The 16,886-nt window shown below is 58.1% G+C and carries 13 protein-coding genes and 1 other annotated feature; of the genes, 2 read left to right on the top strand and 11 right to left on the bottom strand.

The window, feature by feature from the left end; translation table 11 throughout:
- Window positions 1-398 precede the first annotated feature (398 nt).
- The 3 genes from OS242_RS12380 to tyrS form a co-directional block, all read right to left on the bottom strand.
- On the bottom strand, window positions 399-671 hold the full coding sequence (locus tag OS242_RS12380) for a hypothetical protein (RefSeq protein WP_267152003.1): 273 nt from the start codon (window positions 669-671) through the stop codon (window positions 399-401).
- Window positions 672-695: 24 nt separating this feature from the next.
- Window positions 696-1,973: an ArsB/NhaD family transporter gene (locus OS242_RS12375; protein ID WP_267152002.1), complete on the bottom strand. Its 1,278-nt coding sequence runs from the start codon at window positions 1,971-1,973 to the stop codon at window positions 696-698.
- A 230-nt stretch (window positions 1,974-2,203) separates the two neighbouring features.
- A complete protein-coding gene (gene tyrS, locus OS242_RS12370) occupies window positions 2,204-3,451 on the bottom strand; it encodes a tyrosine--tRNA ligase (protein ID WP_267152001.1) in 1,248 nt (415 codons plus the stop codon).
- Between the two features lie 62 nt (window positions 3,452-3,513).
- Window positions 3,514-3,743: a binding site (T-box leader), on the bottom strand.
- 149 nt (window positions 3,744-3,892) lie between these two features.
- Here tyrS and OS242_RS12365 point away from each other — a divergent pair.
- Window positions 3,893-7,123: a transglycosylase domain-containing protein gene (locus OS242_RS12365; protein WP_267152000.1), complete on the top strand. Its 3,231-nt coding sequence runs from the start codon at window positions 3,893-3,895 to the stop codon at window positions 7,121-7,123.
- Between the two features lie 88 nt (window positions 7,124-7,211).
- Here OS242_RS12365 and OS242_RS12360 read toward each other — a convergent pair whose 3' ends face one another.
- Entirely contained in the window at window positions 7,212-9,563 is a 2,352-nt protein-coding gene (locus OS242_RS12360; RefSeq protein ID WP_267151999.1) for an endonuclease MutS2, read from the bottom strand.
- A 146-nt stretch (window positions 9,564-9,709) separates the two neighbouring features.
- On the opposite strand from OS242_RS12360, the gene OS242_RS12355 reads away from it, so the two are divergent.
- Window positions 9,710-10,087 (top strand): phage holin family protein, encoded by a 378-nt coding sequence (locus OS242_RS12355; protein WP_267151998.1) that lies wholly within the window; start codon window positions 9,710-9,712, stop codon window positions 10,085-10,087.
- Window positions 10,088-10,127: 40 nt separating this feature from the next.
- On the opposite strand, the gene OS242_RS12350 is transcribed toward OS242_RS12355, so the two are convergent.
- The 7 genes from OS242_RS12350 to OS242_RS12320 all read right to left on the bottom strand — a co-directional run bounded on the left by OS242_RS12350 (window position 10,128) and on the right by OS242_RS12320 (window position 16,818).
- Entirely contained in the window at window positions 10,128-10,655 is a 528-nt protein-coding gene (locus tag OS242_RS12350) for a CvpA family protein (RefSeq protein ID WP_267151997.1), read from the bottom strand.
- Window positions 10,656-10,659: 4 nt separating this feature from the next.
- Window positions 10,660-10,944, bottom strand: coding sequence for a cell division protein ZapA (gene zapA / locus OS242_RS12345; RefSeq protein ID WP_267151996.1), 285 nt, complete (start codon window positions 10,942-10,944; stop codon window positions 10,660-10,662).
- Between the two features lie 67 nt (window positions 10,945-11,011).
- On the bottom strand, window positions 11,012-13,453 hold the full coding sequence (pheT, locus tag OS242_RS12340) for a phenylalanine--tRNA ligase subunit beta (RefSeq protein ID WP_267151995.1): 2,442 nt from the start codon (window positions 13,451-13,453) through the stop codon (window positions 11,012-11,014).
- Between the two features lie 17 nt (window positions 13,454-13,470).
- Complete coding sequence (gene pheS, locus OS242_RS12335; RefSeq protein WP_267151994.1) at window positions 13,471-14,535, bottom strand: phenylalanine--tRNA ligase subunit alpha; 1,065 nt, start codon at window positions 14,533-14,535, stop codon at window positions 13,471-13,473.
- Between the two features lie 372 nt (window positions 14,536-14,907).
- Entirely contained in the window at window positions 14,908-15,282 is a 375-nt protein-coding gene (locus OS242_RS12330; protein WP_267151993.1) for a DUF2512 family protein, read from the bottom strand.
- A 62-nt stretch (window positions 15,283-15,344) separates the two neighbouring features.
- A complete protein-coding gene (locus OS242_RS12325; RefSeq protein WP_267151992.1) occupies window positions 15,345-16,151 on the bottom strand; it encodes a TrmH family RNA methyltransferase in 807 nt (268 codons plus the stop codon).
- 13 nt (window positions 16,152-16,164) lie between these two features.
- Complete coding sequence (locus tag OS242_RS12320; RefSeq protein WP_267151991.1) at window positions 16,165-16,818, bottom strand: potassium channel family protein; 654 nt, start codon at window positions 16,816-16,818, stop codon at window positions 16,165-16,167.
- Window positions 16,819-16,886: the final 68 nt, after the last annotated feature.

The following is a 16,886-nucleotide window of genomic DNA, read 5'->3' as shown; positions in this document are numbered from 1 at the left end:
ATTAGGCACGCCGCCAGCGTTCGTCCTGAGCCAGGATCAAACTCTCAATAAAAGTTTGAAATCAAGCGAATGAATCGCTGGCTCGAAAATCGATCTCGTAACACTCGTTTAGTTTTCAAGGATCAATATCATATCGCTCAGAGGCGACGTATATTAGAATACCACACAGATGAATCAAAAGTCAACTGGTGATTTCTTCTTACTCATCACCGCGACTCTCGCGGCGACAGGAATCATCTTATCACGTTTGCCTGACACGACACAAAATCGACTGCGCCTTCCATCGAAACAAACTCAAGCATACCGCATCACCTGCTTTCCCTCAGACGCTCAAACGGCCCGTTCTGCATGATTTCAATAAAGAAAACCCGACCTCCTCAGAGATCGGGTCTTCCGCATTATCTTTTCACTGCAACCAGCAGTTCGTACTTAAACATCAGCAACAGAAACTCCACGCGGTAGTTCGTCCGCACGTTCACCACGTAATGGTTACCCGGTTGCGTGCCGAACACGACGTCGGTGAGATCGTCGTTGTTTTCCACTTCAAGCCGCAACTGTTTCAGTCGCCCTCGCATCTCTTCGTCGAGCACATCGATTTCAAACTCATACTCGACGCCGGAGTGGCGTTCTGTCACCTTGATCTTTGCAGGATCAAACTCGTACGTCACCATCAGCCGTCCTCCCTTTTCCTCGTTTTACAGGTAGCGCAGATACACATACACCGTCGAGATGATGATCGAGAGGATCATCAGCGGGAACGCGATCACGAAGAATCTCATAAATGAGATCTTGTACCCTTCCTTCGCAGCCAGACCGATGACGATCACGTTTGCGCTCGCGCCGATGACCGTGCCGTTGCCGCCCAGACATGCGCCCAAAGCCAAGCTCCACCACAGCGGTTCGAGGTCGGTGATCCCCAGCAAGCCCATCTCCTTGATCATCGGGATCATTGTCGCAACGAACGGGATGTTATCCACAAACGCCGACGCAATCGCACTCATCCACAGGATCAGCAACGCCATCTTGGTCGGGTCGCCTCCCGTGGCGTCCATCGCTCTTTCTGCCAGCATCGAGATAACGCCGGTTTCGATCAGCCCCGCGACGAGGACAAACAGCCCCACGAAGAAGAAGATCGTCGCCCATTCCACTTTCTCAAACGCTTCTTCCAGATACTTCTCGCCCGTCAAGAGCAGGAGCAGGAACGCCCCGGCCAGCGCCACGGTCGCAGATTCCAGATGCAGTTGCTGATGCAACCCGAACCCGATAATCGTCAATGCCAGCACAGCCAGCGATTTGACCAACAGCTTGGTGTCTTGCAGTTCGTCGTTCTCATTCAAGCTCATGATCAACGCTTGACGCTCCGGATCGCTCTTCAACTGGTTGCGGAAGATCAGCACCAACAGCGCCACCGTCACAACGAGGATGATCGCCGCGATCGGCGCCAGGTTGTAAACAAACGCCATGAAGTCAAGCTCCTTGACCGCGCTGCCGATCATGATGTTCGGCGGGTCGCCGATCAAAGTCGCCGTGCCCCCGACGTTCGATGCGATGATCTCGGAGATCAGATACGGCACCGGATTGACCTTCAACTGCCGCGCAATCGAGAACGTCACCGGCACGATCAGCATAACGGTCGTCACGTTGTCGAGCAACGACGACAACAGGGCGGTGATTACCGACAGATAGACCAGAATGCGAACCGGATGACCCTTTGCCATCTTGGCTGCCTTGATCGCCAAGTACTTGAACACGCCCGTCTTGCCGGTGATCGCGACCAGCACCATCATGCCGATCAACAGCCCCAGCGTATTAAAGTCAACGTGGTGAATCGCTGCTTCTTGATCCAAAATGCCAAAGCCGACCATCAAAATCCCGCCGATCATCGCCACAATCGTACGGTGCAGTTTTTCACTGACGATCAGTGCATACGTGATCAAGAAAATAGCAATCGCCAAAATCGCTTGATTTTCCAACTCGCCACCCCTCAGTCTCGTTTATGTGCTCATCGTAGCACGATTCTGCGATTCTTGTGCAAATGCTCAAGATCACCTTAAACGAAAAGAGAACACCCCAGCGGAAATCTCCTGCTTCTGCGACGATTTTCCTGCCCAATTTGACTGTTAGGATTCCCCAATACAGGCGCAACTACTATTAAATAGGAAGAAAGGCCAACGCCGCAGCGTTGGCCTTTCTCTCGTATCGTTTAGCCGAGGTGGATGCGGGCAAATTTGCGTTTGCCAGCTTGGAGAACCATGCCGTCTTGCAGTTCGATCTGCGCGTCGACTTCCGCCACTTTTTCCTCGTTGATCTTGACGGCGCCGCCTTGGATCAGTCGGCGAGCTTCGCCGTTGGACGGTGCCATCTTCAGATCGGTGAGCAGTTTGACGATCCAGACGGTGCCCGGCTCGAGCGTCACTTCCGGCATATCGTCCGGTAGCGCGCGCTTTTGGAAGACGGTCTTAAAATGATCTTCCGCCGCTTGAGCCGCTTCCTCGCCGTGGTATTTGGTGACGATCTCGCGGCCGAGGCGCATCTTCAGATCGCGCGGGTGCAGCGAGCCGTTTGCAAATCCGGTGCGGATCTCAGCCAGCTCTTCCAGCGAGATGTCGGTGACCAGTTCGAAGTATTTGACCATCAGTTCATCCGGGATCGACATCGTCTTGCCGTACATGTCGTTCGGCGCTTCGTCGATGCCGATGTAGTTGCCGAGCGACTTGGACATTTTTTGCACGCCGTCGAGACCCTCGATGATCGGCAGGGTCAGGATCACCTGCTGCTCTTTGCCGTATTCCTTTTGCAGGGTGCGGCCCATCAGCAGGTTGAACTTTTGATCGGTTCCGCCAAGCTCGACGTCGCACTCCAGCGCGACCGAGTCGTAGCCTTGCATCAGCGGGTAGAAGAACTCATGCAGGGAGATCGCCTGTTGTGAGTTGTAGCGCTTTTCAAAGTCGTCGCGCTCCAGCATGCGGGCAACGGTGGTGTTGGCCGCCAGTTTGATGACGTCAGCAAAATTGAGCGGGGCGAGCCACTCGGAGTTGTAGCGGATGCTGGTCTTTTCTTTGTCGAGCACTTTGTAGAGCTGTTCAACGTAAGTGGCTGCGTTTTCGCGGACCTGGTCGAGGGTCAGTTGTTTGCGCGTCTCCGATTTGCCGGTCGGGTCGCCGATCATGCCGGTGTAGTCACCGATGATGATCGTGACGTTGTGACCGAGGTCTTGGAACTGGCGCATCTTTTGCAGCGGCACCGTGTGGCCGAGGTGGATATCCGGAGCGGACGGGTCGAGGCCGAGCTTGATGTGCAGCGGTTTGCCGGTCTTGATCGAGCGGCGCAGTTTGCCCACCAGTTCTTCCTCGGGAATGATCTCCACCGCACCGCGGCGGATCACAGCCAGCTGGCGTTCGACTTCTGCTTCCACCTGCGGGTCGCGGGTGACTTGTTCTTGGTTCGACATTTGAGTTCCATCCCTTTCAGCGTGTGTATTCTGAGAAAACAAAAAATCCCCGCCCCTGTGTAGCTAGGGGCGAGGATCTGACTCGCGGTACCACCCTAGGTCGATCCCATGCCAAAATAAAGGATCACCTTCGTTGCAAGATAACGGCCGCCCAAACAGACGACCGGTTCGGCATTTCCTCCGAACGGCTCGGGACTGTACTTCGCGCTCGTGACCGTCCGGTTCGCAGCGACCACCGGCTCTCTGCACGATCAAACCTGACAAGCGCTACTCGTTCCTTCACAGCCTGTATAATATCAGCCTGAATCAGATAAAATCATACCAATTCCACCAGCGGCTGTCAAGAAAACACCGCCGTGTGAACGCTGTCCGAACGTGTCGTTTCTTGTGCCCCATTTGCTCTGTGGTATAATAGTTAAAGTTAGGGGGAGGGCGTCAAAAATGGAAGAACACGGCATGGCTCGTTCCACTGAGCCGAACCGCGATTCCGGTTCGGATAGCAAGTCTCGTAAAAAGCAGAAGAAAAAGAAGAGATGGTTTTGGCGAACCGTCAAGATCTTCTTGTTCTTATTTTTAGCGGCCGGTGTGATCGGCGGCGGAGCGGGAGCCGGCTATGTGGCGACGCTCTTGAAGAAAGCGCCGCCATTGGACCTCAACACGATCACCAACATGGCGGCGACGACGAAAGTATACGACGCGGATCAACAGTTCATGTTCGATCTGCAAGGGGATGGCGACCGCGAGTTGATCAAGTCGCTCGACGAAGTATCACCGCACGTCGTCAACGCGTTCATCGCCGCAGAAGACAAAGACTTCCGCTCCCATTTCGGGATCAATCCGATGGCACTGGCACGGGCGACCGTCCAGAACGTGCTCGGCCGCTCGATCATGAGCGGCGCGTCGACGATCACCCAACAGACGGTGAAAAACGCGATGTTCCCTGAGCAGAGCCGCACGTTGGAACGCAAAGTGCAGGAGATGTACCTTGCGATTGAATTGGAAAAACAACTGACGAAGGACGAGATCCTCGTCACCTACTTAAACTGGATCTATTTCGGGAAATCAGGTCCGGACAACCTGTACGGCATCCAACGGGCATCGCAGGCGATCTTCGGCGTCAACGCAAAAGATCTCACGCTGGCACAGTCGACGATCCTCGCCGCCCTGCCGAACAATCCGAGCTTGTTCAATCCGTATGTCAATTTGGAAAACACGCTCGGCCGTCAGGAATACATCCTCCAGCAGATGATGGCGGCAGGCTATATCACGCAGGCCCAGTATGAAGAGGCCAAAGCGTTCAACGTCGCGGAAGCTCTGCAACAGACTCAGCAGAACCGCCGGGTCAATGCCGGGGAGTTCGGCCATCTCGTCGCCGAGATCGAGACGCAGGCTGCTGAGCGGCTGATGGACAGCGGCAATTACGAGTCGCTCGACCAAGCCCGGCAAGCACTGTTCCGAGGCGGCTATCAGATCTTCACCACCATTGAGCGCGACTATCAAAAGATGGTCGACAGCGTGATCAACGACAACAAGTTCTACCCGAAAAACATCACCTACACGATCACCGACAACACCGGCAAACAGACCAAGATCGAAGACGCGATGGAACAGTCCGGGGCGGCTATGATCGACAACAAGACCGGTCGCGTGTTGGCACTGGGCGGCGGTCGCAACTACGAAGTCGACCAGGTCAACCATGCTACGGTGCCCCGTCAGCCGGGCTCGACGATGAAGCCGATCGCCGTCTACGGACCGGCGATCGAACGGGGCTTGATCGGCTCCGGCACAGCGATCGACGATGTGCCGATGGTCTGGCCGGACCGCAGTTCCGCGACGGGGACGTATTTCCCCTTCAACTGGGACAAGCGATTCCACGGCTTGATGACCGTCCGGGAAGCGCTGGAGCAGTCCTACAACATCCCGGCGCTGAAAGTCTATCACGACATCACGCCGACGTACGGCCTTGGCTATCTCACGAAGATGGGCGTCACGACGCTCGACGATTCTGACTATAATCTCGCGTCCGGCATCGGCGGCATGGCGCACGGCCTGACCGTGCTGGAAGCGACATCTTCCTACTCGACGATGCCAAACGCAGGTGTCTGGCGCGATTCGTTCATGATCGAGGAGATCAAAGATCGCACCGGCGAAGTGACCTATAAGCATCAATCGCAGGAAACGCAGGTCTTTGACCCGAACACCGCCTACATCCTCAACGACATGCTCCAAGGCGTGGTCCGTCGCGGCACGGCATCTGAGGTGGGTCGCAAATTCCCCGGCTACGCAATCGCAGGCAAGACCGGGACGACCAACGAGGACAAAGACGCATGGTTCATCGGTTACACGCCGGATGTGACGCTCGGCATCTGGGTCGGCTACAACATGCCGTACCCGCTGCTCAAAGGCGAAGGCAACACGCCCAAGCACATTTGGAATGCGATCATGGGTCAAGTGTTGCCGACCATCGAAAACCGCACCAAAGAATTCTTCCCCAATCCGGGCGGCGTTAGACAGGTCGCGGTCTGCAAGGTCTCCGGACATCTGCCGACCGAACTCTGCCACGCCGAACACACCGTCACGAACGAACTGTTTCGTGCCAACGCGGTTCCCCGCGATGCATGCGACGTTCACGTGAAGGCCAAATACTATGAAGTAAACGGCAAGAAATATCTCGCCAATGACTCGACCCCCGCTCACCTCGTCAAAGAGGGCATCTTCATCAAGCGGGACAAATACACCCTGCCAAACGGCAACCGCGCCTATCTGCCGCTCGACCATGAGAAAGAACTGCCGAGCGACAAGGACCCGCGCGCAGAAGACGACACGCTGCGCACGACCAAAGTGCCGTCCGGTCTGAAAGCAACGCCCGCATCGAGCACGTCGGTCACCTTGAGTTGGAGCGCCGTCGCAGGCGCGAAAGGCTACGTGATTTTGCGCGCCGACAGCGAAGCCGGTCCGTTCCAAGTGATCAACGAAACGACCGCACTCACCTTTACCGACTCCGGTCTTACCACAGGCAACACGTACGCCTACCGCGTCGTCTCGCAGGGTGAAGACGGCATGGAGTCCGACCCGAGCCCATCGGTCACCGTCACGCTGGGCAAAGACCAACCGGACAACGTGCCCGCACCGGGCAATGTCAGCGCGAAACCGGCCGCAGTCGGTGCCGTCGTCTCCTGGTCGCCGGTCTCCGGCGCAGAGTCCTATGCGATCTACCGCAGTACCGAATCGAACGGTGATGCACAACGAATCGCCACTGCAAAAGGCAACGGCTACAACGACGTCAGCGCACTGCCGGGCGCGACTTACTACTACCGCGTGGCGGCTCTCATCGACGGCAAGGAAGGCTCGCCTTCGATGGCGGCAAAAGTCTCGCTGAGTGCCGGTGGCGGCGGCGGTGACGAGATATCGCCGCCGCGCATCAACGACATCTACAGCACCGGCTCGGGAAACACTTTGCAACTCTCGTGGACCCCGGTGCAAGGCGCGGTGAATTACGTGGTGGAACGCAGCACCGACGGCGGCAGTTTCAAACGTCTCGGCACAACAAGCGGCACCGCCTACACCGACTCCAATCTGGAATCGGGCAAAACGTACTCGTACCGAGTCCGCTCCGTCTCGGCAGGCGGATCCATCTCCGATCCTTCCGCCCCGGCGAAAGGAACGCCATAAACATCGTACACACCTTCGCATCACAAAAAGTGGCAGTCCCCTCGTCGGGACTGCCACTTTTTTGGTGTGATATGGTTGTGGAAAGTGCTTATTTCAAAGTCACAACGGTCACTCCGTTGCCGCCTTCGCCTTCCGCGCCGAAGCGATACGACTTGACCTGACGATGACCGCGCAGGTAGTCCTGAATGCCCGTGCGCAAAACGCCGGTGCCCTTGCCATGGATCAGGTGAATGGTCGAGAGTCCGGCCATGATCGCGTCGTCGATGTATTTGTCGACGGCGTGAATGCCTTCTTCGATGTTGGAGCCACGCAGGTCGAGCTCCATTTTCACGTGCTTCGGCTCACTGTTTTTACGGCCGACGACCGTGCGGGTCGGCATCACTTCCGGCGCGAGCAACTCAAGCTGGTCGAGGCGGACTTTCGTTTTCATCATGCCGATCTGCACCATCGCCTGTTTGCCGGAGATATCGACGATGTGGCCTTTTTGTCCGAGATGAACGACGGTGACGTGGTCGCCCGCCTGCAAAGGACGGTCGGCCGGTTTTGCCTGTTTGGGCTTGCTCTCGCGCTTGAGTTTGGGGGCTTTGTCCTCCAACTGTTTGCGCATCTCGATCAGGCGATGCTCTTTGATCTGACCGCGCTCTTCGGCGGCGATGCGGCGGAGTTCGTCGACGATCTCCTCCGCTTCTTTCTCCGCTTTGCGCACCGCTTTGCGAGCTTCTTCCTCGGCGCGCTCCATCAGCTTGTCTTTTTGCGCGTAGAACGTCTCGCGCTCTTTTTCAAACTCACCGCGCAGAGCTTCCAACTCGCGTCGCAGCTCTTCCGCTTCCCGACGCTCTTGTTCGGCGATCAATTGGTTGTGCTCCAGCTTGCGTATCAGTTCGTCGACCTGCACGTCCTCCGTGGTCAGGCGCGACTTGGCCGCTTCGATGACGTCTGTGCGCAGTCCGAGACGCTGCGAGATCGCAAACGCGTTGGAACGGCCCGGCACACCGATCATCAGGCGGTAGGTCGGGCGCAGCGATTGGACGTCAAATTCGACCGAGGCGTTGATCGCGTTCGGTTCGTTGAACGCGTAGCCTTTCAGCTCGCTGTAGTGAGTGGTCGCAACGGTGCGGACCCCGCGCTTGTGCAGGAAATCGAGGATCGACATCGCCAAGGCCGCGCCTTCCGTCGGATCGGTACCCGCACCCAGCTCGTCAAAGAGGACGAGGGAGCGGAAATTGACCTGCTCGAGGATCTGCACGATGTTGGTCATGTGGCTGGAGAAGGTGGACAGCGACTGTTCGATCGACTGCTCATCGCCGATATCGGCAAACACCTCGTCGAACGTCGACATCACCGAGCCGTCGTCAGCCGGGATATGCAGACCTGCCATCGCCATCAGGGAGAGCAGGCCGAACGTTTTCAGCGTGACCGTTTTACCGCCCGTGTTCGGGCCGGTGATGACGAGCAACAGGAAGTCATCCCCTAGTCGCAGGTCGGACGGCACGACGTCTTTGGGCGCAATCAACGGGTGACGGGCGCGTTTGACGCGGACGATGCCGTCTTCGTTCATCTGCGGACGTACGGCGCGCAGTTCGTTTGCGTAGTTCGATTTGGCAAAAATAAAGTCGAGCTCTGCCAGCGATTCCTGCGCATCTTGCAGTTCGCTGCCGTGCGTGCCGATCTGAGCGGCCAGCGTGGACAGAATGCGTTCGATCTCCCGCGCTTCCTTCACTTCCAGTTCGCGCAGGGAGTTGCTCATCTGCACGACGGCGGCCGGTTCGATAAACAGCGTCGAGCCGGATGCCGACTGGTCGTGGACGATGCCGTCAAAAGAGCCTCTGTACTCCACCTTCAGCGGCACGACATAGCGGTCGTTGCGCTGGGTGATGATCGGGTCTTGGAGCATCTTTTGGAAGCTCGACGACCGGATGATCGATTCGAGCTTGTCTTTAATGCGTGCCTGCACGGTGCGCATCTCGCCGCGAAGTCGGCGCAGATCTTGTGACGCGGTGTCGCGCACAACGGCGTTGTCGTCGATGCAAGAGCGGATCTCGTCCTCGACATCGCGCAGTTCCGGGATATACTCGCACAGCTCCATCATGATCGGGAGCGGGTGTTGTTCATGGGTGTCCTGCAGGAATTTTTTCAAGCGACGGCCGCCTTGAATCGTATCGGCGATATCGAGCAATTCCTTCGCCGACAGCGTGCCGCCCATCGTCGCACGGCGTACCGGACCGCGAATGTCGTGCAGGCCCCCGAGCGGGATCAGTCCGCGCAGGCGATACACGGTGACCCCTTCTTCCGTAGCCGCCTGCGAGCGTTCGACCTCTTGCAAATCAGTCGCCGGATACAGGTCGGCCGCCCGTGCTTTGCCGAGGGAACAGCTTGCCAAAGATATGATTTTATTGCGAATTTTATCAAATTCGAGCACGCGAAGCACTCGTTCATTCATCAGAAGTCACCCCCGATATTAACTTTCTATTATAGCACCTTTTGCAAAAGACGCAATGGAAATCGGATAAACCCCCACCCCGTTGGACATGCTACTGTGTACCGCAGAAAGACACTTCCATTCCGGTAAAGGAGGAGGAAACATCCATGAACATCGTAGGAGCTATCGTCCGTTTCATTGTGTCCGCTCTGGTCCTGATGGTGGTCGGCTTTCTCGTCCCAGGCTTCTCTCGTCTGACGTTCGGTTCGGCGTTGATCGCCGCCGTGGTGATCGCGGTGATCGGCTGGGCGGTGGAGCGACTGTTCGGCGGCCGCGTTTCGCCGTACGCTCGCGGCATCGTCGGGTTCCTCGTCGGCGTAGCGGTGATCTATGTCGCGCAGTTCTTCGTGCCAGGGATGCGCGTCACCCTGCTCGGCGCGGTGATCGCCTCGCTGGTGATCGGGTTGATCGACCTGTTTGTGCCGGGCGACATGAAAGGCAGAATGCTCGGCAGCGGCGACCGCTCCGAACGACGCAACGACTGATCCTCTGAACCTGCGAAATAGGAAAAAGCCCTGAGTCTCTTCACAGACTCAGGGCTTTTTCTGTAGGCGGGGAGAAAAATTGGAACTTGTTCAACAGCACCTGCGCGATCTCCGAGTCCTGCAGCGCCCACTGCAAGCCGTTATACGGAAGAAATGCAAGCACATGGACCAGGATGCCGGCGATCAGCACGGAGAGCAGCAGACCGAGCACCACGCCGCCCAGCCGGTTCAAGATCGACAGGCCGGGCAGTTTGGCGATCAGGTCGAGCAAGGAGCCGAGCAGCTTGATCGCGAGGAACGCGACGATAAACAGCAGGATAAAAGCGACAGCGCCGTGCACACCCGCCGCGATGTCGAGGCCCGGGATCAGCCGAAGGGGATTTTCCGGGGCCATCGACGGGACTGGAAACCAGCCCTCGATCCACGGGACGAGCAGTTGCGACGAGCTTTTTGCGATCAGCCACGCCGCGAAGACGGCGACCAGCGACACGATCTGGCGGATCAGTCCGGTCCGCCATCCGTTGATGCCGGAGAGGATCACAAACGCTCCGATGATCAGGTCGATCACTGCCCTAGCCCTCCATTTGTTGCGCTTGCTCCAGAATCTTCAGCAGCTCGTCGTACTCCTGCCGCAGCCGCAGATACTCGTCGGCGACGTTTACCGCCGCCAGCACCGCGACGCGGTTGAGATCGAGACGAGGGTTGACCTCGCCGATCTCCTTCATTTTATGGTCCACCAACAGGGCGACGAGACGCAGGTGGTCGAGCGAAGCCTTGCCTTTTATCTGATAATCTTGGCCGTAGATCACAGCTTTGATCTTGTTTACGTCATTCTTGCCGTTCGCGTTGTTCAGCAAGGGAAATTCGCCCCTTTCTAGGTTCCCTGCTTCACTTCGCCTTGCAGGGGGAAAAATCCTCCTGTCACTAGGCACGAAGTTCTGCGTGGTGCCCTGCCTTCAGCGCTTCCAACACGCGGTTGTGACGCTCGGTGACTTCTTCGTCAGTCAAAGTGCGCTCCGACGAGCGGTAGACCAGCCCGTAGGCCAGCGATTTTTTGCCGGCCGGCACCTGCGCGCCTTGGTAGAAGTCGAAGATGCGCACGGAGACCAGCAAGTCGCCGCCGGCGATGCGGATCGTGTCGAGCAGGTCGCCGGCCGGAGTGTCGATGTCGACGAGCAGCGCGATGTCGCGCTCGATGCTCGGGAACTTCGGCAGCGGCGGCACGACCAGTTCGGAGCGTTCCTTCGCGGTCAGCAACGCTTCCATGTGCAGTTCGAAGTAGTAGGTCGGCGACAGGTCGCACGCTTCCTCCGCCTCCGGATGCAGGCCGCCGATCACGCCGAGCTCCAGCAGTTCGCCTTCGTGCCGCTTGACGATCTTCGCCGTGCGGCCCGGGTGCAGGCCTGCTTGGGCCGCGCGGACGAACAGCACGTCGGTGATGCCGATGCCGTCGAGCAGCGTTTCTACAACGCCCTTCACAGCAAAGAAGTCGACCGGACGGCCCTTCTCGCCGACGCCCAGCGCGCCGTAGTTGCCCGTCATGATGCCGGCGATGCGCACGCGCTCGGTGACCGGGGTGTCAACGCCTGGCTCCGGGGAGAAGACGCGGCCGATCTCGAACAAGGCGAGGTCGTTGGTGCGGCGGTTGCGGTTGTACTGCACCACTTCGACCAGCGACGGCAGCAGGTGCGTGCGCAGAGCGGAACGGTCTTCGGACATCGGGTTGAACAGCTTGACTTGGTTGGTCAGCGTCGCTTCGGTGTGCAGACCGAGCGGTTCGAGCAGGCCGACGTTGGTGAACGAGTAGGTCACCACTTCGTTGAGCCCGGCGTTGATCAGCACTTCGCGTGCGGTGCGGCGCAGGCGTTGCTCCGGGGTCAGCTGGCCTTGCACGTAGTTGCCGGACGGCAGCGTCGACGGGATCTTGTCATAGCCGTAGATGCGGGCCACTTCCTCGATCAGGTCGACTTCGCGCACCATATCCGGACGGCGGGTCGGGACGGTGATGCGGTGTGCGCCGTCCACTTTGAAGCCGGAGACTTCAAAGCCGAGGCGCTTGAGCACAGCGACCATCTCGTCTTCGGTGATCGAGGTGCCGAGCACTTCATTGACGCGTTCATGACGCAGGTCGAGCACGTGCGGCTCCGCACCTTTTTTCACGACTTCGACCGGCCCCCCGACCACTTCGCCGCCAGCGAGCTCTGCGATCAGTTCGGCTGCACGCAGCAGGGCGTTCGTGATCATGCCTTGGTCGATCATGCCTTTTTCAAAGCGCTTTTGCGCTTCGGAGAACAGGCCGAGCGCCTTGCCGGTCTTGCGGGTCGTGCCCGGATCGAAATACGCTGATTCGAGGACGATGTTCTTGGTCGCCGCATCGACTTCCGAGTTTTCACCGCCCATGACGCCGGCGAGACCGATCACTTTTTCCGGGTCGGCGATGACGAGCATCGACGCGTCGAGCGTGCGCTCCACACCGTCCAGCGTGACGTGCGTTTCGCCGTCTTGCGCTTGACGGACGATGATCGTGTCCTGCGCGACTTTGCTCAGGTCGAACGCGTGCAGCGGCTGACCCAGTTCAAACATGACGAAGTTGGTCACGTCAACGACGTTGTTGATCGGGCGCACGCCGACGGCCAGCAGTTTCGCTTGCAACCAGAGCGGCGATTCGCTGACGGTGACATTTTGTACGACTTGGGCGGCGTATTTGGTGCAGTTGTCCGACTCGATCTTCACGGTGACCGGAGAGGACCCGTTGCCGTGTGCGGTGTACTCTTCCTTCATCTTCATCGGACGGTCGAGGATCGCCGCCACTTCGTACGCGACGCCACGATAGTTCAGCGCGTCGGAACGGTTCGGGGTGAGTTCGAGCTCCAGCACGGTGTCGTTCATCAGCAGGTAATCGGCGATGTCATGGCCGACCGGCGCGTCTTCCGGCAGGATGTACAGACCCTCGGTCTGCTCCTTCGGCAGCAGTTTCACGTCCATGCCGAGCTCTTTGGCCGAGCAGAGCATGCCTTGCGATTCAACGCCGCGCAGTTTGGCCTTTTTGATCTTGAAATCGCCCGGCAGCTCCGCGCCAACGACGGCGACCGGCACTTTTTGCCCAGGAGCGACGTTCGGCGCGCCGCAGACGATCTGCAGATGATCGCCGGTGCCCGCGTTGATCGTGCAGACGCGCAGTTTGTCTGCATTTTCATGCTGGCGCGTCTCGACGACATGGCCGACGACGACGCCGGTGACGCCTTGGTTCAGCTCCGTGAACACTTCGACCGGGATGCCGCCTTCGGTCAGGCGTGCACCCAACTCCTGCGGGGTCAGGTCGTCGATCTCGATATATTCTCTCAACCAGTTATAGCTGATCTTCATTTGTCGATTCCCTCCTGCTACATCCGCGATTTGAAATGAGACATCAGGCGCACGTCATTTTGGTAGAAGTGGCGGATGTCCTCAATGCCATAGCGGCGCATCGCGACCCGTTCCACGCCCATGCCGAACGCAAACCCGGTGAACTCTTCCGAATCGTAGCCTTGCTCTTCCAAGACATACGGGTGGACCATGCCCGCGCCGAGAATCTCGATCCAGCCGGTCTGCTTGCAGGTCCGGCAACCGCTGCCGCCGCAGTTGAAGCAGGTAACGTCAACCTCTGTGGACGGCTCGGTGAACGGGAAATACGACGGACGCATACGGATCTCGACTTCCGGGCCGAAGATCTGGCGGGCGAACATCAGCAGCGTCCCTTTCAGGTCGCTCATGCGGATGCCGCGGTCGACGACCAAGCCCTCGATCTGCATGAACGCGTGCGAATGGGTCGCGTCATCATCATCACGGCGATAAACGCGGCCCGGAACGATCACGCGGACCGGGTCCGGATGTTGACGGCCTTCCGCCTTCGCCTTTTCAGCGGTGGCACGGAGCACGCGCGCTTGCATCGGCGAAGTCTGGGTGCGCATCAGCACGTCTTCGTTGATGTAAAACGTGTCCTGCATATCGCGAGCCGGGTGGTTTTTCGGCACGTTCATCGCTTCAAAATTGTAATAGTCGTACTCGACCTCCGGACCGTCCGCCACTTGGAAGCCAAGGCCGAGGAAGATGTCTTCGATGTCGCGGATGACGATGTTCAGCGGGTGTTCGCTGCCCAGTTTCACCGCGCGACCCGGCAAAGTGACATCGACCGATTCTTCGGCGAGACGCTTTTCACGCTCTGCCTTTTTCAGCAGCGCTTCCTTCTCCTCATAGGCTGCTTCCAGGGCGGCGCGCACGTCGTTGACCAGTGCGCCGACGACCGGGCGCTCTTCTGCCGACAGGGCGCCCATGCCGCGCAACATGCCGGTCAGTTCGCCTTTTTTACCGAGGTATTGGACTTTCCAATCGCCCAGTTGCCCGAGCGTTTCCAGCCCTTGCAGTGCTTCGAGCGCTGTGGTTTGCAGCGCGACGAGCTGTTCTTTCATCGCTTGTTCCCTCCTAGAAGATCACACAAAAGATCAGACAAATAAAAAAAGACCATTCATCCGTAGGGACGAAGGTCTTCGCGGTACCACCCTAATTGAGCACGTAAAAAAGCTGCTCCACTTCCTTGTGAGATAACGGCGTTTGGCAACACCGGCCCGCCCTACACAGATCTCCGCGATTCAGATGATCCTTCAGGAAGGCAGCTACGGAGTGAACTTCAGGCTGTCTGTGTCGTGAGGTTGCTTCCAGTCTCTGGCACCCTCTCCCTGTACGGCACGTCTGACGCCCTACTCTCTCCCTCATCGCTGTTGTGGGAAATTTTCGCTTGTAATGCTAACCAGTATAGTACAGCCGACACGCGTTTGCAACTGTCAACGCACCGGTTCGTTCGATTTCCGCACAAATTGGTAGTGGTAAAAAATCTCCACCCCGGCGACCAGAAGGCCGACAAACCACGCAAACGTCCACGAGACGCTCATGCCAGGAAACAGCACGTTGCCAAAGCCGACGATCAGCACCGCCGTGACAAGGTCGAACGCGACCGCGACGATGTAGTTGACCGCTCTTGGGATGATCAGATCGGCCAGATAGCCCACCACCGCGATCACAAGGCCCAAGATCAGAGCATGTCCGAAGTGCATGTGCCCCCAGACCGGGTAAAACAGCGCAATGAAGTAGATCGAGGCGACCGTCGCCCCGAACTTGACCAAAAACGCAATCAGATGATGACGTGCCGTTTCGCTCATTTCCTGCACCCCCTATACGTTCAGGATGCCCGAAATGCGGCCCGGTCACTCCCCGGATCTCTCTACACGGTGCGTTGGCGCAACGCTTCGTAGAGCATGACGGACGAGGCGATCGCCGCATTGAGCGACTCGGCCTGCCCCGGCATCGGCAGCGTGATCTGCGCGTCGGTGAGAGCCGCCACGTCGGCCGACATCCCGTGCGCTTCCGAGCCGATCACCAGCGCGGTGCCTTGCGTGAAGTCATAGCCGTACACCGTCCGGTCCGCCTCCGGGGCGGTGCCGACGACTTTGACCCCGGCAGCTTGCAACTGCGGCAGGAACTCGATCAGATCGACTTCAAAGACAGGCAAATGATAGAGCGAGCCCATCGTCGACCGGATCACTTTCGGATTGTACAGGTCGACGCTCGTCTTGGAGACAAACACAGCCGTTGCCCCAACGGCGTCGGCCGTGCGGATCATCGTGCCGAGGTTGCCCGGATCTTGCAGCGAGTCAAGCACGAGGTAGAGCGGTTTTTCCTTGCCCGCGATGAACAGAGCCGGGTCACCTTCATGACGGTGTACGATGGCGATGACGCCCTGCGGCGATTTGGTGTCGGAGATGTGCTCGATCACCGCTTCCGCCACCTCATACATCACAATATCTTTCGAGTGGGCGCCGTTGACGATCTTGTCAAAGCGGCCGCTCTGCAGGTCGCCCGCGATCAGGATCGCTTCGACCGATGCCCCGGACGCGATCACCTCTTCGACGAGGCGTACGCCCTCGGCGATGTACTTGCCGGTCGAGTTGCGGTATTTTTTCTGTTTCAGCGACGCCCATTCTTTGACGCGGTTGTTTTTCACCGAAGTGATCTGTTCCATTCCATACATAGTGAGTCACCCTCTATCTGTTTTCGTCGATGTCGTCCAGATCCTCATTTTTCCCGACGATGACCAGCACATCCCCTTCGTGCAAAATATCGCTGGCAATCGGGGAGATGTTGATGTCTTTGCCATGCTTGATCGCCATGACGTTGCAGCCGTATTTGCGGCGGATGTCGATTTGCTCCAGAGAGCGGCCGACAAATTTGGTCGGGGCCGTGATCTCCATGATCGAGTAGTCGGGTGCCAACTCGATGTAGTCGAGAATGTTCGGCGAGATCAAGTTGTGTGCCACGCGATACCCCATGTCGCGCTCCGGATAGACGACGCGGTCCGCCCCGATCTTCTCCAGCACCTTGCCGTGCATCTCGTCCATCGCCTTGACGACGATAAACTTGACGCCGAGCTCTTTGAGCAACAGCGTCGTCATGATGCTGTTTTTCGTGTCGTTGCCGATCGCCACGACCACCGTGTCAAAGTTGCGGATGCCGATCGCCTTCAGCGCGTGTTCGTCTGTCGTGTCGGCCGTCACTGCATGAGTGACGAGATCCATCGTGTCCTGAATCCGATCATCGTTGGAATCGATGCCGAGCACGTCGTACCCCATCTCATAAAGAGTGCGGGCCACGCTGGTGCCAAACCGCCCCATCCCGATGACTGCAAACTGCTTTGCCATTGTATGTACCCCCTGTTACCACTGGGAAAAAGTTACAATCATAGACTTGCTACTAGTAGCATACCCCG

This window comes from Tumebacillus lacus, from assembly GCF_026410385.1.
GTDB lineage: Bacteria > Bacillota > Bacilli > Tumebacillales > Tumebacillaceae > Tumebacillus > Tumebacillus lacus.
The sequence above is the reverse complement of the archived record's forward strand: the minus strand, read 5'-3'. Positions and strand labels throughout refer to the sequence as shown.

Excerpts from the sequence above, each read along its gene's own strand:
- OS242_RS12320 (WP_267151991.1), bottom strand. The coding sequence starts at position 16,818 with ATGGCAAAGCAGTTTGCAGTCATCGGGATGGGGCGGTTTGGCACCAGC.
- pheT (WP_267151995.1), bottom strand. The coding sequence starts at position 13,453 with ATGAAGATCAGCTATAACTGGTTGAGAGAATATATCGAGATCGACGAC.
- OS242_RS12360 (WP_267151999.1), bottom strand. The coding sequence starts at position 9,563 with ATGAATGAACGAGTGCTTCGCGTGCTCGAATTTGATAAAATTCGCAAT.
- OS242_RS12380 (WP_267152003.1), bottom strand. The coding sequence starts at position 671 with ATGGTGACGTACGAGTTTGATCCTGCAAAGATCAAGGTGACAGAACGC.
- tyrS (WP_267152001.1), bottom strand. The coding sequence starts at position 3,451 with ATGTCGAACCAAGAACAAGTCACCCGCGACCCGCAGGTGGAAGCAGAA.
- pheS (WP_267151994.1), bottom strand. The coding sequence starts at position 14,535 with ATGAAAGAACAGCTCGTCGCGCTGCAAACCACAGCGCTCGAAGCACTG.
- OS242_RS12355 (WP_267151998.1), top strand. The coding sequence starts at position 9,710 with ATGAACATCGTAGGAGCTATCGTCCGTTTCATTGTGTCCGCTCTGGTC.
- OS242_RS12325 (WP_267151992.1), bottom strand. The coding sequence starts at position 16,151 with ATGTATGGAATGGAACAGATCACTTCGGTGAAAAACAACCGCGTCAAA.
- OS242_RS12330 (WP_267151993.1), bottom strand. The coding sequence starts at position 15,282 with ATGAGCGAAACGGCACGTCATCATCTGATTGCGTTTTTGGTCAAGTTC.
- OS242_RS12365 (WP_267152000.1), top strand. The coding sequence starts at position 3,893 with ATGGAAGAACACGGCATGGCTCGTTCCACTGAGCCGAACCGCGATTCC.